Here is a 23,887-nt window from a genome sequence, read left to right on the forward strand (position 1 = left end):
AAGAGCGGGCAGATTATTGGGCAATAAAGACTGGAATATCGACGCGGTGTCTGAGCCTATTAACGGTTTCCCCATAAATAAAGTCCTTAAGACCGCGATGCCCATGGCTACCTACGATCAGGAGGTCTGCTTGGTAATAGTTGCATACCTTGGCAATGAATTTCACCCGGTTTTTATGGCCCACCTCAAAGCTTGTTTCAAAGCCTTGGTCTTTAAAAAGCTGAATATAACGGGACATTCTTGCTTCGTCGTGACGTTTCTCGTAATCATCTGTGTCTTCTTCCATCATTCGGGAAGATGCGCTTTCCGCCACATGGATTAGAATAAACTGCGTGCCGGGTTTGGCAAGCTTAAGTGCATATGAAACCACTAAGGGATCAGATGAAGAATAGTCTAGTGCTAGCGCGATACGGTTGAAAGCGGGTGTTTCCAATACAGAATCTTGAAAAGGCGGATGGACTTCCATATTCACTTTTTTCTTAAGTTTAATTATAGGGTAAAGGACCGTTAGTAGCAACAGTACAAATAATCCCACGCCACCTATAATCAGTAGTGCCGTCAGCCAAGGGTTGTTAAATACTTTAATCCAGTTTGTGATTTCTTCGTATACCAACTGAAAGTTTAGGAAGGATATAATGACTGCGATTGTCCATGCAATTATTTTAAGACCCGTTGAAATAGCAAAGACCCCCATCCGTTTCCGATCGCTGACAAAATGGATAAGCGGAATAACTGCAAAAGCTAACTGCATGCTTAATAAAACCTGACTAAAAACAAGCATTGGTCCCACTTCGTCATCACCGGCAATATAAATTACTAGAATAGCAGGAACAATGGCCAATAAGCGTGTCAACATGCGTCGTAAAGCTGGGCTAATACGCAAGCGTAGATAGCCCTCCATCACAATTTGCCCAGCCAATGTTCCGGTAACAGTTGAGCTTTGACCGGCCAGAATCAGTGCGACGGCAAATAGTCTGGGGGCCCATTCACTGCCCAATGTTGGTGCTAATAATTTATGCGCGTCCTGTAATTCGGCAACGTTATTCATGCCGTTTTTGTGAAACACGGAAGCAGCCAGAATCAAGATCGCGGCATTGACGAAAAACGCAAGATTGAGGGCAATTGCCGTGTCCCAAAAATTATACTTCAGTGCTTTTCTAATAGAAGATTCATCTCGATTGATTTTGCGGGTTTGCACAAGAGCAGAATGCAGATAAAGATTATGAGGCATTACCGTTGCACCGATAATCCCGATACTAATATAGAGCGCGGCTGTGTTCGGGATGGATGGTATAAAACCGCTGGCGATAGAGGCCATATCCGGTTGCGCCAAAATCATTTCAACGAGAAAACACATGCCAATCATGAAAATCAAACCAATAATGAACATTTCCATCTTTCGCATTCCTAAGCGTTGAAGATAAAGTAGCAGAAAAGTGTCCAGGAAACTAATAGCAACACCCCATAAGAGATCCAATCCAAACAAAAGATTCAGTCCGATTGCCATACCTAACACTTCTGCTAAATCACAGGCAGCAATAGCTATCTCGGCAAGAATGTACAAAATGAAATTCATTTTTTCGGATAGGTCTCCCGATTACACTGGGCTAAATCCTTGCCCCAAACTATGCCGAGTCGTGCCGTTAAGCTTTGTAACACCAGTGCCATCATGTTACTCATTAATAAGACCCAAATTAGTGTATAGCCAAACTGGCTACCTCCTGCTAGATCTGTCGCCCAGTTTCCCGGGTCCATATAGCCTACGCTTATTAGATAAGCAGGGCCAAAGAAACTCAAGATCTTTTTAAATCGCGACCCTTTTATATCGGTCTCAACGCTTTGATGTACTTCCTCTAACGATTTGTGTTGGTTGTTCAATGTTTTCGTCTAATAAAAATGTAATTCCTATCCTCAAACAGACAATATATTCAGAATGTTTTTAGTGTTGCTTAACTAAAAAGTTTTGCTTGGCTAACTTATGAATTTTATAGTAGAAAATCAATAGCCGTTCGCAAGTTCGTATACTGCTGCCTGATCGGTCTGTTTTCTTGAATTGTAGAATGGCCGTATCTCTTCATACGTCTTTGTTTGATAAAAATTTAAATTTTTCAATCAATTTGCAATGGTCACTGTTTTAATAAAGAAAGAAAGGAGTTTGTTATGACGATTACTGTTCGAGAGCCTGGTACCAAGGCATTTATAAATATTAATGCGTATCCTGAAGAATACCAAGACTCAACGGCGTGGCGGATACAATACCCAGGAATTAAACCCTTCCTAATGATCAAGCGAGACGGTGAATGGATAATGGTCGATCACGAAGCAATTAATATTGAAGTAGCCGAAGCTGTAATTGAGGCAATGAAACAAGTTGACAATTAATGTTTCGATTTGGTATCGCTTTTGCTAAATAGCAGTAAAAATAAAGCTATGATTAAAAGAATTTTGACTTACGTACTTGTCAGCGGCATATTTTGGAGCTGCAATAACGGAACAAAAGGCACCGGGGATATAAATACTACCGACACTACGACTGAGGAGTATGTACCAATCGATGCCACATCTGATACGGCGGATATGCATAACGCACAAAACTCATTGGATGTTATTGGAATTTATAAGGGTGTGCTACCCTGCGCCGATTGTGAAGGGATAAATACCGAGTTGGAATTGAAAGCAGACAGCACTTACACATTAAAAAATAGCTACTTGGGTAAAGGAGACAGTCAGTCCTTCGAAGAAGATGGCCGCTATGTTTGGATTGATGGGAGCACGATTGAGTTAAAAGGAGGCAGGGATGCACCTGGTAAGTACTTTGTAGGTGAAAACACCCTTACACAGCTCGATATGAACGGTGATAAAATAACCGGGGCGCTGGCTGACAAATACATTTTACGAAAATAAAGACCGTATACGGAAATTGAAGAACGTGTCGCAATGACACGTTTTTCAATCTTGTTCACTACCGTTCTTAGCAGACAGTCCTTTTTTTCGTTTATTTTTTTACGCAATCGGTTGATCCCCCTTTTCATTTTCTATCTTCTTTTATTTCGCGTAGTTTGCCATCAAAATCAATTATGATATGCAAGTAAAACGCGTCGTGCTTCTCTTTAGCAGTTTGTTAATTATCATTTATCAAAGTCTCGGACAAACCAAGCCCATTCCGGAAAACATTGTGAAAATACCGATTGGCGGAAATTCTTGGCAAACGGGTACGACTTCCGGAAAGGATAATCTAATTTCGAAAGCGGGTATCAAACAATGGGACGACCCGAAGAAAGGCTTCAAGACATTCGTACGGCTAGAAAAAGTAGGTACCTTAACAATTTGGTTAGATGCGAAAATTAATGAACCCAGTGCCTTGCAGGTTACGGTTGCAGGAGAGACGAAAACCGTAAATCTGAAGGCCCAGCATAAAAAAATGGTTTACCTGGGCGACTGGGTCATCCGTGATACAGGATATACAGTCATTAACATACATGGTCGACCAGTTAATTTGAGTAATATAGAATATTTAGGAATCCATGGCACTGCGGTTAATGATCGTGTTCATTTTGTCAAAAATGATGAAGGAAATTTTTTCTATTGGGGCAGACGTGGGCCCTCTACGCATCTGAATTATCAATTGCCTGAAAAGGATATCATGTATTATTATAATGAAGTAACAGTACCGGAAGGTAATGACCTTATTGGGTCTTATTTTATGGCCAATGGCTTTAGCGGTGGTTATTTTGGTATGCAGGTTAACTCAAAAAGTGAAAGACGTATTCTATTTTCCGTATGGAGCCCTTTCCAAACAGACGATCCGAAAACCATTCCACCGGATCATCAAATAAAACTATTAAAAAAAGGTGAAAGAGTACATACGGGTGAATTCGGTAATGAAGGAGCCGGTGGACAAAGTTATTATAAATTTAACTGGATAGCTGGTAACACTTATAGGTTTTTGTTAAAAGGCGAACCAGTAGCTAATAATTATACAAATTATACGGCGTGGTTCTACGCACCTGAAGTTGCTGAATGGAAATTAATTGCTAGTTTTAGTAGACCTCAAACATCAAGCTGGCTTAAAGGCTTTCATTCTTTCTTAGAGAATTTTTCACCTGAGGAGGGAATTTTCGAAAGAAAGGTTTATTTCGGAAACCAGTGGGTCATTGATAAAGAAGGGCGTTGGTATGAGGTGAAAAGAGCTAAATTTTCTGCTGATAATACAGCCCGCGTCGGATATCGGATGGATTACAGTGGTGGAAGTGAGCACGATAAATTTTTTCTGGATAATTTTGGTTTTTTTAGTCATTATACCCCCATTGGAGCACAATTTAGCAGATCGACGAACGGCGGCAAACCAACGATCGATTTCAATAAATTGCCATAAAAGGGAGAGGAAAGACTGATTATTATTAATATTTTAGGGAGCGCATAGATCTACAAAGATCTATGCGCTCTGATTGTTAACGATCTGTTAGTAACCTGGGTTTTGCGTTAGTTCGCCGTTTAGTACAATCTGACTGCTTGGTATAGGATAAAGATAGTAGTTGGGATCTTTTATAACAAGCATTCGATCCAATGCCAGGCCCGTTCTACAGAAATCGAACCAAGCTTCACCTTCAAACATGAGCTCGCGCTCTTTTTCTTCTTGCACCGCTGTGATGAAATTCTCTATACTGCCAAAAGAATTTATTGGGGGAGGGGTTAGGCCGGCCCGTTTTTGTACCTCTTGATAAGAATGATAGGCAGCATCGCTGACTGTGCCATCCACTCTCGCTTGTGCTTCAGCATGTATCAGAAAAATTTCAGCAATTCGAATAACCGGCAGATTTTGTGTCGCGGGACTTGCCTTGGGGAATTTGCCAATATAATAACGATCGCGCGATCCGAATTTGACCGTGAAGTCCCTTCTTTTATCTCCCTCGGCATATTTCTCATATACAGTAGTTCCCCTTGCATAAAAGAGCATACTTGGATTATCGTTGCTAACCGAGGCCAAGGGATTGGTTGCTTGATCATCAAATTGTAATTCGAAAATGGATTCTTGCGTATTCTCCGTTGTCCATATGGACGCGAAATCAGGTATCAGCGTGAAACGTTGACTATTAATAACTCCTTGCGCGAGCTCGCAGCTTGGGAGTAATCACCTGTAATCTGACCGTTGTATAATTGCACTTTAGCGAGCAAAGCCTTCGCTGCAAGGCTCGTTGCTCGGCCTTTGGATGTGGCATCATCGCCATAACTGTCCGGAAGTGTGGCTGCGTCCTGTAGATCGGTAATAATTTGTTGATAAACTTGATCAATGGGTGTGCGTGGAATCGCTATGTTTTCCTCTTCTGTTGTGGCAGTTGTCTTTAAAGGTACAGCGCCGAATGCCCTTACTAGGAAAAAGTAATTGAGCGCCCGAACAAATTTAGCCTCTCCGACAAATTGCTGTCTCTTTTCAGTTGAGATGCTGCTCTCGGGCATTTCAGGAACCCTGGCTATAATATTGTTGGCTGCATTGATAGTGGTATAGGTTGCTTGCCACATATTATTGGTCCAAGGGTTGTTTACTTGGATATTATTTGTTCGGAAATTTTCGTATTCGGGATAGACCGAAGCATGACTTACATGACCTGCGGAAAATTCGGGAACGATAATGATGGACTGGCCAAAAGAAAAGGAGTTTAGCATTGTCCGGTACATGCCAATTACGGCTGAATTAGCGTTTGTTTCTGAATTAAAATACTCATCGGGTGTAATCTGGCTAATCGGTTCTTTATCAAGGAAGTCGTTACAAGCCGACAAGGAGGCTGCTAGCAACGTTATTATAACGATATTAAAGAATGTCTTCATTGTTTTCAAGTCTATTTTGAACTATTAAAAAGTTAAGTTTACACCAGCTGTAAATATGCGAGGCTGAGGATAACTGCCATAATCATAACCGTAAATGAGGCCGGTGTTAGCACCGCCATGACTGGATCCTACTTCCGGGTCGTATCCCCGATAATTGGTGAAAACGTAGGCATTTTGGACCGTTACGTAAACCCGCAGTCGACTTAAGTTGATATTTTCAATCATTTTAGTTGGGAAAGTATACCCTAGGGTGATGTTTCTCAATCTAAAGAAAGATCCATCTTGCACAAAACGGTCGGAAATAGCACCGTTATTCAGATCGCCTGGACTTGGTCGTGGAACATCCGTGATATCTCCAGGGTTCCTCCACCGACGGGTCCAATCGGTAAAGCCATTACTACTTGCGTTATACCCCTCTAAACCGGTTGCTAAATTATAGTTGAACACATCGTTTCCGTAGGAGAATTGTCCCATGATACTTAAATCAAAATTCTTGTACTGGAAAGTGTTCGTTATACCACCAAAGAAATCGGGATTTGGATCACCAATAATTTGTCGATCATCCGGATTAGTAGGCGTGGTTGGGTCGCCATTTTGGTCTTCAAAATCAATCAGTCCGGTTTCGGGGTTGACACCGATCATTTTCCATCCATAAAAGGTTCCGAGGGGAAGTCCCGGTTGTGCAATATTTAACTCACCTACTCCTCCAAGAATCCTGTTAACAGGTAAAGACACCACCTTGTTGCGGTTGAACGTCATGTTGAGTGTGGTATTCCATTTAAATTCCCCCACAAGGTTTTGCGTTGACAGCTCAAATTCAAACCCTTTATTTTGGATTTCGCCGAAATTGGTGAATCTGTTTTGAAAGCCCGAATTTGTGAGAACAGGTATTCCGATCAGCAAATCAGAGGTGTTTTTCAAATAGTAGTCTGCCAATAAGGAAATTCGATTACCGAAGAGACCTAAATCCAAGCCGATATCCCATTGTTTGGTGGTTTCCCATTTTAAGTTTTTATCTCCCAAAACATTAGGTATGAACCCAGGTAGGCCTAAATAATTCTGTCCACCTGTATAAAGCGAATAACTAGCATAGTTGCCGATATTCTGATTACCGGTAATCCCCCAGCTCGCCCTTAGTTTTAAATTGCTAATTGCTTTGATATCTTTAATAAAATCCTCGTCCGACAACCTCCATGCAGCGGCAAACGAAGGAAAATACCCCCACCGGTTATTTTCTCCAAATCTAGAGGAGCCGTCAGCGCGGAAATTTGCTGTAAATAAATATTTCCCTTTAAAACCATAATTTACCCGAGCGAATCCTGATGCAATAGCCCATTCTTCAGGATATGAATTAGCTCCCGTTATAACACCTCCTGAAGAAATGTACTCAATATCGTTTGAAGGAAAATTAGAGCGTTGTGCATCAACAAATTCCAATCGCGACTCTTGAACAGAAAAACCTGCCAGCGCATTAATACTGTGATCGCCGAAGGATTTGTCAAAACTTAATGTTGTTTCATTAATCCATAGTTGATCACGGGTGTTTCGTCTGGCACCTATTCCTCCCTGACTAGCAAAAGAACGCAATCCCTGCGGAGGCATAAAAAAAGTTTCATCAATAAAACTTAAATCGGTGCCGAAACTTGTTTTAAGTGCCAGTTCCGGTATAAAGCGATATTCAGCCGAAGCGTTTGCCAACACCCTAAATGTCTGTGCATTGTTGGTGGGAAGTTCTAGCATGGCTACTGGATTTTCCCGAGAAGTGCTTACTTCATCGAAGGCGTAGCTGCCATCCGGATTATAAACCGGAATATTTGGTGGCGCTACAATGCCGTTTTTTGTGGCTCCCTCTTTTGAGTTTTCTTCCTGAACGCGATCATTAATAGCCCTGGTTAGATTAATAGAAGTAGAGAAACGTAATTTTTCACTATGTTGATGGTCAAGATTAAGGCGGGCACTTAAACGGTTAAAATTTGAGTTTAACAGCACCCCGCCCTGTTTCATATAGCCGATTGAAGTATAATATTGTGTTTTTTCGCTGCCTCCGCTCGCTGACAATTCATAGTTACGTGTGGCGGCCGTACGGAAGATAGCATCTTGCCAGTCGGTGTTAATGTTGGGGTTTGCTAAGATCTGATCCGGGATGGCCGTGACGGTAGAATCCATTTCCATCCGATACTTATAATAATCCCGCATGTAATCTTGGTACTGTGCTGTGTTCATCATATCGTACCAACGTTCCTTCGGTACTTCAGAAAAACCTTCATACATATTGAAATTAAATGTACTTGTGCCCGCCTGTCCTTTTTTTGTGGTTATTAGTACAACACCGTTAGCCGCGCGTGCACCATATATAGAGGATGAGGCAGCATCTTTAAGTACTTCAACAGATTGTACATCCGACGGATTAATAGATGAAAGAATATTAATCCCCTGTGTACCGCCGCCAAAATTAAAATTCGTTCCACCTGTAAAATTTGTGGTACTATTTACGGGAATTCCATCTACTACATAAAGCGGGTCGGAGCTTGCATTGATTGAGGTCGTTCCGCGTACACGAATATTGAGGCCACCTCCAGGTGATCCCGATTTTTGCGTAACCTGAACACCGCCGGCTTTACCTTGAATAGCCTGTGTTACACTAGGCAATACATCATTTTCAATTTGATCACTTCCGATACTTGATACAGAGCTGGTTAATTTAGAGCGATCCATTGTTCCGTAACCGACAGCAACTACCTCCACTTCTTTTAAAGCTTGAGCCTCCTCACTAAGTGTTGTATTGACTACTTTTCTGTTGTTTACAAACTCCTCTTTCGTATCGTAGCCTAAAGAACTAAATACGAGTACAACATTGCCTGGTGCGGCTACACTGTATTTGCCCTGCTCATCCGTAATAACGCCTTCTTTTTTGCCTTTAATAGTTACGCTAACGCCCGGGATGGGGCCTTTTGTATCCCTTACAACACCGGTAATTTTTTCTTGTGTACTATCTGTTTTTGCAGTGTCCGGTTTTACTTGTGTGCTGTCACGGCGAAGCGAATCATTGGCTATCTTGTTTGTATCCGGTGTAACGTTAGCGGCAGGTTGAGACGAACTGGCCACAGGTTTTTCTATCAGTTGCAACTCGATATTAATCTCCTGCATTTTATTGACAGGTTCTTCTTTTGTTTGGTAACCGGAAGAGGCGAAAATTAACACGCCTATCGCTGGACTGTTGATAACATATTTTCCATCCTGGCCCGTTAGTACGCTGTCCCTTGAACCTTTAGGTTTTACAGAAACGTTAGCCAAAGGTTTGCCGGAAGAATCTGTGACCACGCCCTGTATCCGGATAGTATCGAGAACCGGTTTTTTCGTCGTGTCTTGCATGGTCGTGTCCTGATAGGAAAGAAGCAGATCCGATTTATTGCTTGCATGTGTGGTTTTTACGGTAGCGCCTTTTGAGTAATAGCCAAGGAGGATTAGGCTTAAGATAAATACAATTTGGGTGTAACGACTTCGTTTCATTCTTTGCTTTTTTACTATAATTGATTGTCTCGTCAGCAAGTGACGGGTTATCTTAACTGACGATCAAAAAGCTTAACAAAAGATGATTTAATAAAGTTTGCGGTATTGTTATACAGATTTTGTAACTATTATATTGATAATCAAAGGATTGCTGTGTGGAAAATCCGCTTTTTGTGGACTTTGGTACACATAATGTTGAAAAATTAAAAAAAAGTAAGGCTGTTCGATGGGCGAACAGCCTTAACTTAACCAATTATAAACCTAAATTATGAGAAGGATCTTTATATAAAAACCAATGTGATGGTTGTCTATTACTTCAAACAAAGATAGCCAAGAGAACAAAAAAATTCTAAAATATAGTGTTAAATTTATGTTAATATAAGGTCAAAAATGATGTAAATAAACTGTATACCAATTGGGTATATAGTTAAAAACGCAAAAAACAAATGAATATTGTGTGACTCTAGGCTATTTATTTCCTTGATAAAAACAATTTCTGCAACGAGGTTCGTAACTCTCCTTTTCTCCTATGAGCACTCTGGTATTGCCGGTCGAAATTCTATAGGAATAGTTGGCGGGGGCTCCGCAACATACGCACACGGCATGAACCTTGGTAACATGTTCGGCAATAGCCATTAGGTTTGGAATTGGGCCAAAGGGTCTACCCATATAATCCATGTCTAGCCCGGCGACAATAACCCTTATTCCTTTATTTGCCAGTATGTTACATACTTCGGGAAGATTGTCGTCAAAAAACTGCGCTTCATCGATGCCAACTACTTGAGTTTGTGTTCCCAATAATAAAATAGCAGAAGACATTTCCACAACCGTGGATTGAATACTATTCTTATCGTGTGAGACAATTTCCGTTGTCGCGTAACGCGTATCAACAGTTGGCTTAAAAATCTCAACTTCCAACTTTGCTATTTGTGCCCTTCTCAATCTTCTAATCAGTTCCTCGGTTTTTCCGGAGAACATAGAACCACATATCACTTCTATACTTCCTTTCGGGCCTGTTTTGTTTATGAAATTATGCTCACTGAACAGCATGGATTGTTGTTTTTATTCTTTAACACTAAAATCACCTTAGAAAAAGGGATGCTAATATCGGCATTTATTTCTGGTTTTGCCGCTTGGCTTCGCTATAAGAAAGCATGGTTGCTTAATAATAACCAATAGAGCAAGATAGCTCTTGCCAATCCATGCTATTTTATCTAAGTTTGACTAATATTCTTCAACATTTAGGATAAATAAGCGTTAATACATATTATGGTAACACAGAAAAGCATTTTTGAAAAGATAGGTGGTCTGTTGCAGGATTTGACTGAACAGTATGAGTTTCTAAAGGAAAATCCAAAGGAACAACAAGGTATTCATTTGGAACTTTTTGAGGCAAATATGACTTATCTAATGGGGCATGTAACGATATTAAAAAAACTCACCTCTTTGGATACCACAGAAAGTTATGCTAGCAATGTACAGGAGACAGGGCTCGATGCGAAAAAAGAGGAAAAGGCGGAGATTTCGATGCCTGAAATAAGTGCAGCGCAAGCAGTAGACGAAAAGGTAACCTTAAGGGAGGAAGAAGGCGAACAAACGTCTGCATTGAATTATGTAGATCAACAAGAAGTGAAAGAGACCTATTTTACGCCTGCCACAGCAAGTGAAGACGAAAAAGCCGAGGAATTTAAATTAGAGGATAAGCGCGATAAAAAAGAGGAGGAAAGAAGAGAACAGGGGGAATCAGGAGAACGGATCGATTATCCTATAAATGACAGAAAACAACCAGAAGATACGGCTGAAGAAACAGCGGTTGTAAAAAGCAGCGAAGAAGATGATCAACAAATTCATACTGAGCGTATGCTGGAGAAGGACCCTGATGAAGAAGAGAAGGAAGAAGTAGATAGAACCGGTGTAGGATTTATGGGGGAAAACGAAGTAGAAAAGGAAAAAACAGAGAAAGAGACTATGTCGGCGGGAGAAGGGGAGCCCGTATCAAAACAGGTTATAGAGGAGGCCAAATCAGTTGTTATTCCGAATGATCAAAACAAGGCTGAGCCAAAACAAGAAGAACCAAAGCGTCCAATGACCTTAAACGAATTGTTCTCTGCTCAACGTAAGCAAGAGCAAGGTATATTGAATGAACAGCAAGCGTCCGGTAATTTTGCCAAACAAGAATCCCCGACTACCACTAAACGGATTACGGATATAAAATCAGCTGTTAGTTTGAATGACAAGCTGCTATTTATCAAAGACTTGTTCAATGGTTATAGTTTAGCTTATACAGAGGCGATTGAGCTCTTAAGCCGTTATGATAATTTTGCCGATGCGGATACCTTCCTGCAGAGTAATTATGCTCAAAAGAATAACTGGGCAAATAAACAAGCCACAGTAGATAAATTATATGCCATATTGCGGCAAAGATTCGCTTAATAGTGTTTGACACGATTGTTCAATGAGATAATCCAGGTATCTTCGAGTGCCTGGATTTTTTATTAAACAACTCCTTTTCTGTTCGAGTCAAATTTCAGTAGGATAAAGAGCAGCAGGGTGAAACTCAGTAGAGAAGAGCCTCCATAGCTAAGGAAAGGTAGCGGGATACCAATGACAGGTACAATCCCTATTGTCATACCGATATTGATAAAAAAATGAAAAAAGAAAATGGAGGCAACACCATAGCCATATATTCTGGCAAATGCGGATCGCTGTCGTTCTGCCAGCTGGGTTATCCTCAGTAGTAAGGTCATATACAGCAATACAATAACCATTGAACCAACAAAACCCCATTCTTCACCTACTGTGCAAAAAATAAAATCCGTACTTTGTTCGGGAACGAAGTTATATTTTGTCTGGGTTCCCTGTAAATATCCCTTTCCAAAAAGCTGCCCCGACCCGATGGCTATTTTGGATTGATTCAGGTTGTAACCCTGTCCTCGGGGATCATCTACTTTTCCGAGAATTACATCAATCCGATTGCGTTGGTGCGACTGTAAAACATGTTCGTAAGCAAAATCAACCAGCAATACAAAAACAGCAGAGGCTATAAAAGCAATTACAATTGACTGAATTACTTTACGGCTTCTTTTAAACATATAGATTGACAATGCCGCTAATATAGCGAGTACGCCAATGATATACCACTGGGAGAAAAGTAGCGTAAGAATAAAGAGAATGATACAGATAAATGCGAATGCGAGGAATTGACCCGAGACATAGCCTTCACGATAAAAAACAAGCGTAAGTGCAAAGAAGGTAAGTGCAGAGCCCGTGTCCGGTTGAAGCATGATGAGAAGTACCGGTACAAAAAGGATGAGTGCCCCAAATACCAAAGTTTTAAGATTTGGCATTTTATTGCTATGTGAACTTAAATACCTTGCCAATAGTAAGCAAGAGCCCAATTTAGCAAATTCTGAAGGTTGCAACCTAAAGGTGCCGATTGGAATCCAAGCTTGGTTACCGCCCACGTTGCGTCCTACGATTAAAACGATGACCAAGAGAAGAAGAGTAATCCCGTACAGAATTGGGGATATATAATTGTAAAATTTACCATCGATAATCATCACTGCACAAGCAACTAACAAACACACTAAAATGTAAATGAACTGTTTACCATAATTGGTGCTCAGGCTTATTAAGCTGGCGTGTTGTGGGTCAAAGACGGCAGCACGAATATTAAACCAGCCGATAATACAAAGGGTCAACCAGATGAATACTGTTATCCAATCAATAGAGCCACCGTATATTTTTTTTGTTTGATTCATGAATGTTATCTTCCTTCGCTGTTTTTGTATTCGATGCGCCTTTTCAATTCATTAATAACTGCCACTTCATTATGTTTAACATAGCTTTCGCGCTTTCTTGATTGCGGTTTATTGCCGTTTGCTTTACTGATAACCGGTTCCGTAGTATTTTTAGGAGGCTCGGGCACGATTAAATTGCTTTCTTTCAATACTCTTTCTTGTACAGCTTTAGACATGCTGATGGTATCTTTTAGGTATTTTTCAACCATCATACTTGCTATTGGCGCTGCATAGGTTGCACCATAGCCTACATTTTCTACGAAAACAGCAATGGCAATTTTTGGATTTACCCTTGGAGCAAAAGCAAAGAAAACGGAATGGTGTTTACCGTGAGGGTTTTGAGCTGTACCGGTTTTTCCACACATTTCTATATCCGGGATTCGAATATTGGCATTATATTTAACGACGCGGCTCATTCCTTCTATAACCGGCTCAAAGTATTTCTGGTCGATGCCAACAGGTATTTTCTCAATAAACTCCTTCTTTACTACTTTTTTTTCTCCGATGGATTTTATCAGGTGCGGTCGAAAGTAATACCCTCGGTTGGCAACGATTGCCATGATATTGGCCATTTGTAAAGTGGTAATTTCAACCTCTCCTTGTCCAATGGAGTTTGAGATATTGTATCCTGAACCCCATTTATCGTTTCCATAACGTTTGGAATAGAAGTCGGCCGTCGGAAGAAGTCCCTTTTTCTCATTTGGAAGATCGACGCCCAATTCCTGGGCGACACCAAATTTCATGATAGCATCTCGCCAAAGTGAATAGGCTTTAGTTGACTTCATTTTTCGTTGATCAATCATTCTTGCATATACATGGCCAAAATAAGTATTGCAAGAGCCTTGAATAGCTGCAGGAAGATCGATCGTGCCATGAACGTGGGTACAGCGCATAAAGCCTCTACCTCCTCCATAACTGTAACCACCGGGACAATTCCATCGGGTATGCTCATCGATCATGCCTGCCTGTTGCGCTACGAGTGCACTTACAACCTTAAACACTGATCCTGGAGGATATTGAGCCTGAATGGGGCGAATGAACATAGGTTTATTGGGATCATTCAGCAACTTCATGTAATTATTACCCCGTTCCCTCCCCACCATTAGATTCGGATCGTAGCTTGGGGTACTGGCAAAGGCCAAAATTTCTCCTGTTGAGGGTTCTATGGCAACTACCGAGCCACGCTTATTCTTCATGAACTTTTCAGCAAGTTTTTGCAATTCTAAATCAAGAGAAGAGACAAGGCCTTCTCCTGCGACCGCGAGGGTGTCGTACTTTCCATCCATAAAGTGTCCCTTTGGACGATTAAAGGCGTCAACCATTAAATTCTGTACTCCGCGTTGGCCTCTTAATAGTTCTTCATAAGCACGCTCCACCCCGCTTACTCCGATGTAATCACCAGGACGGTAAAAGTTATTGGATCGCTCAATATCTTTTTCCGTAACTTCATTGATATAGCCCAGAAATTGAGCGGCAACCGAATCCGGATAGCTTCGTACCGTTCGATTTTGAACGTAGAATCCCCTGAATTGGAATAATTTCTCCTGTAGTCTGGCGTACGTTTGCGCTGATAATTGTTTTTCAAATATGGATGCACGATAGGGAGAAAAGTTGACAGCTTTTTGATAACGCTTATCAAAGCCTTCTTTGTCAATACCGATCAGCTCGCAAAGTGCCAAGGTGTCAAAAGGCTTGACCTCTCTTGGAGTGACCATTAGATCGTAAACCGGTTCGTTTTGAACCAATATTTTGCCATTTCGATCTAAAATAACGCCTCTAGCGGGATAGATAACAACTTTTCTTAATACGTTATTGTTTGCAGAGAGTATATACGAATCGTCGATGATTTGTAGATAAAAAAGTCGACAAGCCAATAAAAAGGCAGCTATTATAAAGATTCCTTGAACGACGTACTTTCTTTCAAAAAAACTGTTATTCATGTGCTAGTAGAATATTGGCTTTTCAATGAAGGATACACCATATTAGCGTCTACTTCTTTGATAGAAAAGTAAAGAAAAAAGTAAAATTAATAGTACCGTAAATATACAACTTAAAACAGCACGAACGAGTGTATAATGAAAGTTGCTGAAGGTGAACGCTTCCAATAGTGTTAAAACGAAATGATGCGAAAGAGACAATACGAGACAATAAATGAAAAACCATCTAAAAGACATCTCACTGATGCTAGGGGTGGCGAATGTTTCGTGATTTTCCAATTGAACGGTGATGCTGATAAAAGTTGTACGTAAGAAGGCGAGTGCTACACACGCTGCCGCGTTTACACCCAACGTGTCATAAAAGCCGTCTACAATAAGACCGGTAAAAAAACAGATAACAAATAATAACCATTTAGGCATACCCAAAGGCAACATGAGTAAGAAAAGAATATACGGATAGGGTGTAGCCAAATTGTAGTATCCCATGTTCTTGAAAAGGAATACCTGCATAGTTATTAAAACTATAAATCGGATGATATTTAACAGTAAAATCCTACTCATTTGTTGCTATCGTGTCTCCTTCTAATTGCCGTTTTTCGCTTGCGAACTGATCTTTGATGATATAAACATATTGCAGTGTATTAAAATCGTTATTCAGCTTCACCTCAATATCCAAAAAACTGTCACCGCTTTTGCCCGTTTTTATCACTCTTCCGATAGAAATACCGGGAGGAAATAAAGAATAGCCGGAAGTTACTACCTCTTCACCAGGGCGCACTTTTACATGATTGGGAATGTCTTTTAAAATTGCTTTGCGCGAATCGAAATTTTCTGTGCCCCAAACCAAAGAGCCGAATGCGTTACTATTCGCTAAACTAGCGCTTACTCTCGTGTCAGCATGTAGTAGCGACTGAATGGTAGCAAAATGAGGAGAGACATTCAACACAATCCCGACAATGCCATGTGAAGAAATTACGCCCATTCCTTTAACGATTCCTTCTTCGCTACCCCGATTGATCGTTAGGTAATTGTTCTTCTGATGGATGCTATTATTGATAACCCTGGCTACGATGTAGGTATATTGTGTTTGACCTAGTGAATCCAATACAGAATCTTGTTCAATCAACTTGCTGTATAATGAGCTTTTTAATTGACTTCGTAAGTACGCGTTCTCCTCGGATAAGTCTTTATTGGTTTGTTTTAAATTTAAATATTGCGTGAAATTATCAATCTTTTGATAGATACCACCAATTACGGTATTAGAGGAGTTTAATGCACTGGCCCGCTGAAAGCCGTTGTTTTTTACAATAAGTGCAACGGCGGCGCTGAAAAAAAGGATAAACAAAAAGAAGTTATTATACTTACTAATGAATATCCAAAGGTTGCGCATATGTTGTTTTGGAATTTATAATAAGATGGCGTACCAAAAATAAATGAATGTACGCCATAGATGATCGATGCTATTATTGCATTAAAAATTTATAACCGCCGATGTTTTTAAGCGCGATGCCCGTGCCGCGTACTACAGCTCTTAGTGGATCTTCTGCTACATGGACAGGTAATTTGGTTTTGGCCTGAACGCGCTTATCCAAACCTCGGAGTAAGGCGCCGCCCCCTGTTAAATAAATGCCGGTTTGGTAAATGTCTGCAGACAATTCCGGTGGTGTAATCTCTAAGGCCTTTAAAATAGCCTCTTCAATTTTAGAAATAGACTTGTCTAAGCAATGGGCAATTTCTGTATAGGACACGGTTATCTGCTTGGGGACTCCGGTCATTAAATCGCGACCTTGAACGGCAAAATCAGGAGGTGGGTCTTGTAATTCCGGAAGCGCGGCTCCGACTTCTATTTTGATCTTTTCGGCAGTTCGTTCTCCGATCATGATATTATGCTGTCTGCGAATATACTGTACAATATCTGAATCGAAGTTATCACCGGCAACCCGAATAGATTGATCGCATACGATCCCTGAAAGAGCTATGACGGCAATTTCTGTTGTACCACCACCAATATCAATAATCATATTGCCCATTGGCTCCTCTACATCGATGCCAATTCCGACTGCGGCAGCCATAGGTTCGTGAATTAAATATACCTCTTTAGCTCCGGCAATCTCGGCTGAATCCCTTACGGCTCGTTTCTCTACTTCGGTAATGCCCGAAGGGATACAGATCACCATTCTTAAGGATGGGAAAAACCAACCTTTACCGTTGTTGATCATTTTTATCATGCCTCTGATCATATATTCAGCAGCATTGAAATCGGCTATTACACCGTCTTTTAATGGTCTTACTGTCCGTATATTGTCGTGGGTCTTACCCTCCATTTGCATGGCTTGCCTACCGATAGCAATCACCTTGTTCGTGGTGCGATCGAAAGCCACAATACTGGGCTCATCTACTACCACCTTGTCATTATGTATTATTAGGGTATTTGCCGTACCTAAATCTATGGCAACTTCTTGAGTAAACCAGTTAAATAGCCCCATTCGCTAATCTTTTAAATGTTTCTTGAATATAGTCCGCAAAATTAAAACAAAAATATCACAATATGAACCCGATATGCTACAATAGCGAGAAAAAAAAACAACGGTTCGGAAAGCTCTATTGAGGGTTAGCGAACGAACAATTCGGGAATATTCAGTAATGGGTTATTGTAAGCTTCTACAACTTTTTTGTTATTTTACTATATTTACTTCATTAACGATCTAAACCCTATTTCATGACCAGATTTTTTTTATCGATCTGCCTTTTGTTTCAGTTTTTTTCGGGAACAGCAGAGGATTTTTCTTTTGGACTGATAAGCGATACAGAAAGAGCCGTAAAGAGCTATCAACTGGATAGTATCTCAAATGCTGTTGTTCTTAACGAATATGGAACAGCGATGTTTGTTTTTGATGATCAGCGCGGTGAGTTGAATATCGCTTTCACACACCATGTAAGGTTAAAAATATTTAATAAAGATGATCCTAGTCAGGCAAATATCCAGATTCCTTTGCGTATAAGCGACGATAAAGCAGAATATCTGGAAGATCTTAAAGCAGTAACCTATAATTTTCGCGATGGTAGAAAAACAGAAACTTGGTTGAATACTAAAAATACGTATCAAGAAGAGTTAAGCAAATATGTCAAATTAACGAAGTTTAGCATGCCCGATATTCAAGATGGTAGCATTATTGAATACAGTTATCGGATCATGTCTCCTTTGATATATAACTTTAGAACCTGGCGATTTCAGGCAGACATTCCTAAAATCAGAAGTGAATTTGAAGCGATTATACCTGCCACATATACATATAATGTTATCATGAGAGGGCCGTATAAATTGAAAGAGCAAAAGTCTTCCATACTTCGGGAGGGATTCCGCTTGCCCGGTTGGCCGATTGACTGTTCGCGGATGGTCTATATCATGGAGAATATTCCGGCTTTTATCGAAGAAGACTATATGACGGCAGCGTCTAATTTTAAATCGGCCATTTATTTTGAACTGGCTACTGTTTATTTACGAAATGGTTCTAAACATCATTATACAAAGGAATGGAAAAATGTGGATAGGGAGCTGTTGACTGATAGAAGCTTGGGAGGGCAGATAAAACAAGAAGCAATATTCGAAAAACTGTTGGCGAATATAATATCCGCTGACATAAATGATCTTGCAAAAGCGAAGGCTATTTATACCTACATAAAAAATCAAATTAAATGGAATGCCTATTATGGCGTTTTCAGTGAACTTGGAATAAAAAGGGCTTTAGAACGACATGAGGGAAACATAGCTGATATAAATCTTGCACTGGTTGCCGCTCTGTCGGCTGCCGGACTGGATGCCAATGCAGTTATCCTTTCGACCAGAGAGCATGGAATAGTAAATAAGCTTAACCCGGTTATTTCGGAATTCAATTATGTTATTAGCCAATTAAATGTCGACGGAGAAAGTTATTTATTAGATGCGTCTGATCCTTTTTTACCTTTTGGTATGCTGCCGTTGCGCTGCCTAAACGATCAAGGACGAGTGTTGCCATTGGACAAACCCTCATACTGGATTGATATTAAGTCCAATATGAAACGTCATACGAATTATGTACTAACCGGCGAGCTATCGGATGATGGGATTTTGAGAGGCAAAATAAAAGTAGCGAGTTTTAATTACGCGGCCTATCTTAAAAGAAAAGAGATCGCTAGTTATCCAAATATTGATCAGTTTATTGAAAAGAAAAAGGAAGAAAGTGTAGGAATGGAAATCGTCGAAGCTAACGTAGCAGGTATTGATTCCACGGATGTTGGACTGATAGAAAATTATCAGGTAACTATTAAATTGTTTGATAGCTTGCCATCCGAAAATGCTTATTTCAATCCGTTCATTTTGAATAAGATAAGCAAAAATCCATTCACTCTTTCCGAAAGGACTTATCCCGTGGATTTTGGAAATTCATCAGAAGAGAGTTATGAATTGGATATCGCCTTACCTACAGTTTATGATTTAGTCTCGAAGCCCGCGGATGTCAATATAGTGCTCGCTGAAAGAGGAGGGCAGTTTTTTAACCGCATAAAGTTGGAAAATAATCGTTTGCGTTGTGAGCAAGTGCTGCGATTCAACAAAATGATTTTGCACCTGATGAATATTTGAGTTTAAAGGAGTTTTTTAGTCGAATTATTCAACTGGAAAAGACGGATATCGTTCTAAAAAAGCGTATTTAATAAGAAGATCTTTAAGAAACCTTGTTTATGTTAAACAGATACTATGCGTGCATACTGTTTTTATTTTCAGTTGTACAAAGCATCGCACAAGACCGTTTCCCTGTGGATGAGATCCCCCAAAAGTTGACGGAGCGGGCAAATGCCGTTGTAAGGGATCAACAATGGACGGTCAATATACGATCATCCGATGACGTTATTTTACATGTTAAGCAAGTACTGACAATCCTCAACAGGGCTGGTTTGGAACATGCGAGGCTAGCAATACTATACGATAAAAGCACACAGATTAAATCGATTAGCGGCATACTTCAGGATCATAGCGGTGAAGTAATAAAAAAAATAAGCGTAAAAGATTTCATAGACGAGAGTGCGGTTAGTCATTTTTCCTTGTTTGAAGATAATCGTGTTAAACATTTTCTTCCAAATGCAATGCAGTATCCTTTTACAGTAAGTTATGAGTATGAACTGAAATTAAAACAAAACCTTGTTATTCCCGATTGGGTTCCTAAACCTTCCCGGGACTTATCCATTGAGCAAAGCAGTTATACGTTACGCTGTGGGTTATCGGACGGAATCAATATAAAGGAAATCAATTTTGAAGGGCAGAAACTGGAAGAGAAGAATGATAAGCAAAGAATCTATACATGGACAGTTCGGGGTATTCCGGCAAGTAAAAATGAGCCTCTCTCACCACCGAAAGAAAAGTACCAAATACGAGTGAAGGTTGCGGCTGAACAGTTTTATTATTATGGCAAGAAGGGTGCGTATAGTAATTGGGAAGAGTTAGGTGGATGGGTTTTTACCAATTTGTTAGCTGAACGACAAAAACCAACTCCGCAAATGGTCGGAAAAGTTCACGCTTTAACAATGAATATTCATGATGATATTGACAAAGTGAGGGTTTTATATAGGTATCTTCAAGAAAAAATGAGGTATGTAAGTGTTCAAATCGGAATAGGAGGATTTCAGCCTATGGCAGCCAGTCAGGTGGAGCAGTTGGGGTATGGCGATTGTAAGGCACTGGTCAACTATATGCAATCTCTTTTATCCATTGTTAATATACCATCTTACTATTGTGTTGTTAACGCTGGCGATATAAAACGCGATATGGATGAAAACTTTGCCAGCATGGACCAAGGGAATCATGTGATATTAGCAGTGCCCCTAAAAAAGGACACAATATGGTTGGAATGTACAAGCCAAAAAACGCCCTTTGGTTTTCTCGGCAGTTTTACAGACGATAGGATCGTTTTCGCTTGCACCGAGAAAGGTGGGAAACTAATGCGTACACCAAAGGTGTCTACAGAGGAAAGTTTACAAAAGAGGCATGGGCAGTTTCGTTTAAGTGAAGGGGGAGATATCGACGGCTTATTGTCCACCTCTTTCTATGGTAATCAGTTCGATAACCAACTAGCTATGTTAGGACTTCCGTTACAGGAGCAGGATAAAAGGCTAAAAGAACTGTATGCGGTGGATAATATCACTTTTAAAGATATAAACTATAAAGAAGACAACAGACTTAGTCCGCAGCTAATCGAACAGTTAAGCATTGTAATCCAAAAATATGCCCCTAAAAGTGGGACGAGAATCTACTTAATTCCAAATGTTTTTAACCGTAAGTCGTCCATTCCGATAACTCATGAACGAAAGATGCCATTTTTTATAAATCGTGGGTATAGAGATGTCGATTCGTTGGTCTTTGCCTTGCCTGAAAGTTATGTTATTGATCTAAAGCCAGCTGATGTGCAGCTTGATACGGAATTTGGTTCGTTTTCAATGAAGCTATACTTAAAGGGAAACAATTTGGTATTCTACAGGCAGTTAATACTCAGGGAGGGGCTGTTTGCGCCTGAAAAATACGCTACATTTGCGCAGTTCATAAATACCATCTACCAGACAGATTTAAGTAAAGTGGTATTTCTGAGGCGCTTATAAAAAAGACTAGCAATTGTTAGGTGCTAGTCTTTTTATTGTTGAAGCATTAATGCTTTAATGTTTAAAGTGTCGGATACCGGTTGTTACCATTGATATCCCTTTTTTATTAGCCATGTCAATAGAGTCCTTGTCCTTGATCGATCCACCCGGTTGAAGTACAGTTGCAATACCTGCCTCTGCGGCTATTTCCACACAATCGGGGAAAGGGAAAAAGGCGTCGGAGGCCATAGCCGCTCCATGTAAATCAAAACCAAATGATTTAGCCTTGTCAATAGCCTGCTTTAATGCATCTACACGAGACGTCTGACCAACCCCGCTAGCCAAGAGTTGGTTGTTTTTTGCGAATACGATGGTATTCGATTTGGTATGCTTTACGATTTTATTGGCGAAAAACAAGTTTGCGTAATCTTCTTCGGAAGGCGCGCGGTCAGTTACTGTTGTCATCCCTTCTTTGTTTTCAATAACCAGGTCCTTGTCTTGCTCGATGATGCCATTTAAAAGACTCTTAAATTGATTTTTAGGCAAATCAATATCATTTCTTTGAAGTAGAATCCGATTTTTTCGGCTCACTAATATCCGAAGTGCCTCTTCCGTGAACGAAGGCGCTATCAGCACTTCGAAAAATAATTTATTGATTTCTTCCGCTGCGTCCTGTTCGATCGGGCGGTTGCAAATCAGTACGCCACCGAAAGCGGAAATAGGATCACACGCTAAAGCATCTTTCCAGGCAGCTAGTATATTGTTTCTGCTGGCTACACCACAAGCATTTGTATGCTTTAAAATAGCAAAGGTAGGTTCTTCAAATTCGTCTATCAAAGCAATAGCTGCATCGATATCTACTAAATTGTTATAAGACAGTTCTTTTCCGTTTAATTTCCTGAACAGCGCATCGAGATCTCCATAAAAAGCTCCCTTTTGATGCGGGTTCTCCCCATAGCGCAATACTGTCTTTTTCTGCTCACTGTATTTGAACACTTCTAAAGGTTCTTCTCTATTGAAGTAGTTAAAAATTGCCGTATCGTAATGAGAAGATATATTGAAAGCTTTTTTAGCGAATGATTTCCGTTGCGCTAAAGAAGTGTAACCCTCGTTTTCCTTTAATATCTCCGCTAGTTCTCGATAGTCGTTTTTAGAAGATATGATAACGACGTCATTATAATTTTTGGCGGCGGCGCGAATTAAAGAAATACCACCGATATCGATTTTTTCTATGATTTCCTCTTCTGTTGCACCTGATGCAACAGTTTCTTCAAATGGATATAAATCGACAATTACTAAATCGATCTCTGGAATTTCATAAGTTTCAAGGGCCTCCTTATCTTCTTTTAGAGACCTTCTGCTTAAGATACCTCCAAAAACCTTCGGGTGCAAGGTTTTTACCCGTCCTCCGAGGATGGAAGGGTATCCGGTTAAATCTTCTACCGGTGTGACCGGAATATTAAGGTCACGAATAAATTTTTCAGTTCCTCCGGTTGAGTAAAAGTGCACTCCATAACTATGTAATAGTTTAACGAGAGGCTCCAAATTGTCCTTATAGTAAACAGAAATTAATGCGTTTTTGATTTTAACGGGATGACTCATTATTGATGCTTTAAAAAATGCAAAGTTAGCATTTTATATTGATTAGTTGCGACTCTCTTCTGAGTGCTTCCGAAGGGACTGCCATCCCGGGGTTATAAGTTCAGTGCCTTAATGATTTCCTCTGTTTTTTTTTCGCCATCCCAATATTTTTTAAGTTTTTTATCACCCCCATAAACAAAAGTTGCGGGATATTGGGTCGGTTTAAATCTGCCAATAAACTCATAATTTTTGTCATGCAAGAGCGTCACGTTTTTTTTATTTCGTAGCTGCCCTCCGTACATGGACATAAAAGCATTGATTAAATTTTTTTCCTGCATGGCCACCATGTAGAGATTGATATTCTTTATGCTATTATAGTTTTTGCCAAGCGCCAAGACTTCTTGCTGACAATGGCTGCAGCCGGGATCGAAAAAGAGAATAACGATGTTTTTCCCGTTGGAAGCAAGATTATTACGGGTGAAAGGAGCATCCTTATCAACAGTATAGAAGGTGAACTCAGGGATTTCTTTTGGAACCTGGTTGGTTTTTTGAGCGCAGGCGCTTGCGAAACAGAAAACGAAAGCTACGATAAGGTTAGCAGCGCAGGAATGGATATTGCTTTTCATA

The 23,887-nt window shown here is 40.3% G+C and carries 18 protein-coding genes and 1 pseudogene; 6 read left to right on the top strand and 13 right to left on the bottom strand.

Annotation, left to right across the window (positions count from 1 at the left end):
- Nucleotides 1–13: 13 nt before the first annotated feature.
- Both QT327_RS28315 and QT327_RS28320 read right to left on the bottom strand, forming a co-directional pair.
- Nucleotides 14–466: a universal stress protein gene (locus QT327_RS28315; protein ID WP_354004825.1), complete on the bottom strand. Its 453-nt coding sequence runs from the start codon at nucleotides 464–466 to the stop codon at nucleotides 14–16.
- A 186-nt stretch (nucleotides 467–652) separates the two neighbouring features.
- Nucleotides 653–1,725: pseudogene (locus QT327_RS28320) on the bottom strand (Nramp family divalent metal transporter); the annotation flags it as partial.
- A gap of 435 nt (nucleotides 1,726–2,160) precedes the next feature.
- Between QT327_RS28320 and QT327_RS17645 the strand changes: the two are divergent.
- From QT327_RS17645 to QT327_RS17655, 3 genes are all read left to right on the top strand, one after another.
- Nucleotides 2,161–2,382 (top strand): hypothetical protein, encoded by a 222-nt coding sequence (locus QT327_RS17645; RefSeq protein WP_013665643.1) that lies wholly within the window; start codon nucleotides 2,161–2,163, stop codon nucleotides 2,380–2,382.
- Between the two features lie 48 nt (nucleotides 2,383–2,430).
- Nucleotides 2,431–2,904: a copper resistance protein NlpE gene (locus QT327_RS17650; RefSeq protein WP_130856867.1), complete on the top strand. Its 474-nt coding sequence runs from the start codon at nucleotides 2,431–2,433 to the stop codon at nucleotides 2,902–2,904.
- Nucleotides 2,905–3,082: 178 nt separating this feature from the next.
- A complete protein-coding gene (locus QT327_RS17655) occupies nucleotides 3,083–4,375 on the top strand; it encodes a DUF3472 domain-containing protein (RefSeq protein ID WP_130856868.1) in 1,293 nt (430 codons plus the stop codon).
- 87 nt (nucleotides 4,376–4,462) lie between these two features.
- On the opposite strand, the gene QT327_RS17660 is transcribed toward QT327_RS17655, so the two are convergent.
- The 4 genes from QT327_RS17660 to QT327_RS17675 form a co-directional block, all read right to left on the bottom strand.
- Nucleotides 4,463–4,987 (bottom strand): RagB/SusD family nutrient uptake outer membrane protein, encoded by a 525-nt coding sequence (locus QT327_RS17660; protein ID WP_289553593.1) that lies wholly within the window; start codon nucleotides 4,985–4,987, stop codon nucleotides 4,463–4,465.
- 86 nt (nucleotides 4,988–5,073) lie between these two features.
- The gene (locus QT327_RS17665; RefSeq protein ID WP_289553594.1) at nucleotides 5,074–5,826 is read right to left on the bottom strand and encodes a RagB/SusD family nutrient uptake outer membrane protein; all 753 of its coding nucleotides are present in this window, start codon (nucleotides 5,824–5,826) and stop codon (nucleotides 5,074–5,076) included.
- A 24-nt stretch (nucleotides 5,827–5,850) separates the two neighbouring features.
- On the bottom strand, nucleotides 5,851–9,336 hold the full coding sequence (locus QT327_RS17670; RefSeq protein WP_130856870.1) for a SusC/RagA family TonB-linked outer membrane protein: 3,486 nt from the start codon (nucleotides 9,334–9,336) through the stop codon (nucleotides 5,851–5,853).
- 468 nt (nucleotides 9,337–9,804) lie between these two features.
- Complete coding sequence (locus QT327_RS17675) at nucleotides 9,805–10,386, bottom strand: thymidine kinase (RefSeq protein ID WP_013665648.1); 582 nt, start codon at nucleotides 10,384–10,386, stop codon at nucleotides 9,805–9,807.
- Between the two features lie 219 nt (nucleotides 10,387–10,605).
- Here QT327_RS17675 and QT327_RS17680 point away from each other — a divergent pair, with 219 nt between their 5' ends.
- Nucleotides 10,606–11,769: a DUF8457 domain-containing protein gene (locus tag QT327_RS17680; RefSeq protein WP_130856871.1), complete on the top strand. Its 1,164-nt coding sequence runs from the start codon at nucleotides 10,606–10,608 to the stop codon at nucleotides 11,767–11,769.
- Nucleotides 11,770–11,831: 62 nt separating this feature from the next.
- Here QT327_RS17680 and rodA read toward each other — a convergent pair whose 3' ends face one another.
- The 5 genes from rodA to QT327_RS17705 form a co-directional block, all read right to left on the bottom strand.
- The gene (rodA, locus tag QT327_RS17685) at nucleotides 11,832–13,097 is read right to left on the bottom strand and encodes a rod shape-determining protein RodA (RefSeq protein WP_130856872.1); all 1,266 of its coding nucleotides are present in this window, start codon (nucleotides 13,095–13,097) and stop codon (nucleotides 11,832–11,834) included.
- Nucleotides 13,098–13,102: 5 nt separating this feature from the next.
- A complete protein-coding gene (gene mrdA / locus QT327_RS17690) occupies nucleotides 13,103–15,076 on the bottom strand; it encodes a penicillin-binding protein 2 (protein ID WP_130856873.1) in 1,974 nt (657 codons plus the stop codon).
- 42 nt (nucleotides 15,077–15,118) lie between these two features.
- Nucleotides 15,119–15,559, bottom strand: coding sequence for a rod shape-determining protein MreD (locus QT327_RS17695; protein WP_242627275.1), 441 nt, complete (start codon nucleotides 15,557–15,559; stop codon nucleotides 15,119–15,121).
- 67 nt (nucleotides 15,560–15,626) lie between these two features.
- Nucleotides 15,627–16,463: a rod shape-determining protein MreC gene (gene mreC / locus QT327_RS17700; RefSeq protein WP_130856874.1), complete on the bottom strand. Its 837-nt coding sequence runs from the start codon at nucleotides 16,461–16,463 to the stop codon at nucleotides 15,627–15,629.
- Nucleotides 16,464–16,536: 73 nt separating this feature from the next.
- Nucleotides 16,537–17,559 (bottom strand): rod shape-determining protein, encoded by a 1,023-nt coding sequence (locus QT327_RS17705; RefSeq protein WP_013665654.1) that lies wholly within the window; start codon nucleotides 17,557–17,559, stop codon nucleotides 16,537–16,539.
- Nucleotides 17,560–17,792: 233 nt separating this feature from the next.
- Here QT327_RS17705 and QT327_RS17710 point away from each other — a divergent pair, with 233 nt between their 5' ends.
- Both QT327_RS17710 and QT327_RS17715 read left to right on the top strand, forming a co-directional pair.
- A complete protein-coding gene (locus tag QT327_RS17710) occupies nucleotides 17,793–19,694 on the top strand; it encodes a DUF3858 domain-containing protein (RefSeq protein ID WP_289553596.1) in 1,902 nt (633 codons plus the stop codon).
- Nucleotides 19,695–19,792: 98 nt separating this feature from the next.
- A complete protein-coding gene (locus QT327_RS17715; RefSeq protein WP_289553597.1) occupies nucleotides 19,793–21,700 on the top strand; it encodes a DUF3858 domain-containing protein in 1,908 nt (635 codons plus the stop codon).
- Nucleotides 21,701–21,754: 54 nt separating this feature from the next.
- Here QT327_RS17715 and purH read toward each other — a convergent pair whose 3' ends face one another.
- Both purH and QT327_RS17725 read right to left on the bottom strand, forming a co-directional pair.
- Nucleotides 21,755–23,281: a bifunctional phosphoribosylaminoimidazolecarboxamide formyltransferase/IMP cyclohydrolase gene (purH, locus tag QT327_RS17720; protein WP_289553598.1), complete on the bottom strand. Its 1,527-nt coding sequence runs from the start codon at nucleotides 23,279–23,281 to the stop codon at nucleotides 21,755–21,757.
- A gap of 92 nt (nucleotides 23,282–23,373) precedes the next feature.
- The gene (locus tag QT327_RS17725) at nucleotides 23,374–23,886 is read right to left on the bottom strand and encodes a peroxiredoxin family protein (RefSeq protein WP_013665658.1); all 513 of its coding nucleotides are present in this window, start codon (nucleotides 23,884–23,886) and stop codon (nucleotides 23,374–23,376) included.
- Nucleotide 23,887 lies beyond the last annotated feature (1 nt).

Source organism: Olivibacter sp. 47 (genome assembly GCF_030372825.1).
Taxonomy (GTDB): Bacteria; Bacteroidota; Bacteroidia; order Sphingobacteriales; family Sphingobacteriaceae; genus Olivibacter; species Olivibacter oleidegradans.

Excerpts from the sequence above, each read along its gene's own strand:
- rodA (WP_130856872.1), bottom strand. The coding sequence starts at position 13,097 with ATGAATCAAACAAAAAAAATATACGGTGGCTCTATTGATTGGATAACA.
- QT327_RS17725 (WP_013665658.1), bottom strand. The coding sequence starts at position 23,886 with ATGAAAAGCAATATCCATTCCTGCGCTGCTAACCTTATCGTAGCTTTC.
- QT327_RS17665 (WP_289553594.1), bottom strand. The coding sequence starts at position 5,826 with ATGAAGACATTCTTTAATATCGTTATAATAACGTTGCTAGCAGCCTCC.
- purH (WP_289553598.1), bottom strand. The coding sequence starts at position 23,281 with ATGAGTCATCCCGTTAAAATCAAAAACGCATTAATTTCTGTTTACTAT.
- QT327_RS28315 (WP_354004825.1), bottom strand. The coding sequence starts at position 466 with ATGGAAGTCCATCCGCCTTTTCAAGATTCTGTATTGGAAACACCCGCT.
- QT327_RS17710 (WP_289553596.1), top strand. The coding sequence starts at position 17,793 with ATGACCAGATTTTTTTTATCGATCTGCCTTTTGTTTCAGTTTTTTTCG.
- QT327_RS17650 (WP_130856867.1), top strand. The coding sequence starts at position 2,431 with ATGATTAAAAGAATTTTGACTTACGTACTTGTCAGCGGCATATTTTGG.
- QT327_RS17715 (WP_289553597.1), top strand. The coding sequence starts at position 19,793 with ATGTTAAACAGATACTATGCGTGCATACTGTTTTTATTTTCAGTTGTA.
- QT327_RS17695 (WP_242627275.1), bottom strand. The coding sequence starts at position 15,559 with ATGGGATACTACAATTTGGCTACACCCTATCCGTATATTCTTTTCTTA.
- QT327_RS17645 (WP_013665643.1), top strand. The coding sequence starts at position 2,161 with ATGACGATTACTGTTCGAGAGCCTGGTACCAAGGCATTTATAAATATT.
- mreC (WP_130856874.1), bottom strand. The coding sequence starts at position 16,463 with ATGCGCAACCTTTGGATATTCATTAGTAAGTATAATAACTTCTTTTTG.
- QT327_RS17705 (WP_013665654.1), bottom strand. The coding sequence starts at position 17,559 with ATGGGGCTATTTAACTGGTTTACTCAAGAAGTTGCCATAGATTTAGGT.
- QT327_RS17675 (WP_013665648.1), bottom strand. The coding sequence starts at position 10,386 with ATGCTGTTCAGTGAGCATAATTTCATAAACAAAACAGGCCCGAAAGGA.
- QT327_RS17670 (WP_130856870.1), bottom strand. The coding sequence starts at position 9,336 with ATGAAACGAAGTCGTTACACCCAAATTGTATTTATCTTAAGCCTAATC.
- QT327_RS17680 (WP_130856871.1), top strand. The coding sequence starts at position 10,606 with ATGGTAACACAGAAAAGCATTTTTGAAAAGATAGGTGGTCTGTTGCAG.
- QT327_RS17655 (WP_130856868.1), top strand. The coding sequence starts at position 3,083 with ATGCAAGTAAAACGCGTCGTGCTTCTCTTTAGCAGTTTGTTAATTATC.
- mrdA (WP_130856873.1), bottom strand. The coding sequence starts at position 15,076 with ATGAATAACAGTTTTTTTGAAAGAAAGTACGTCGTTCAAGGAATCTTT.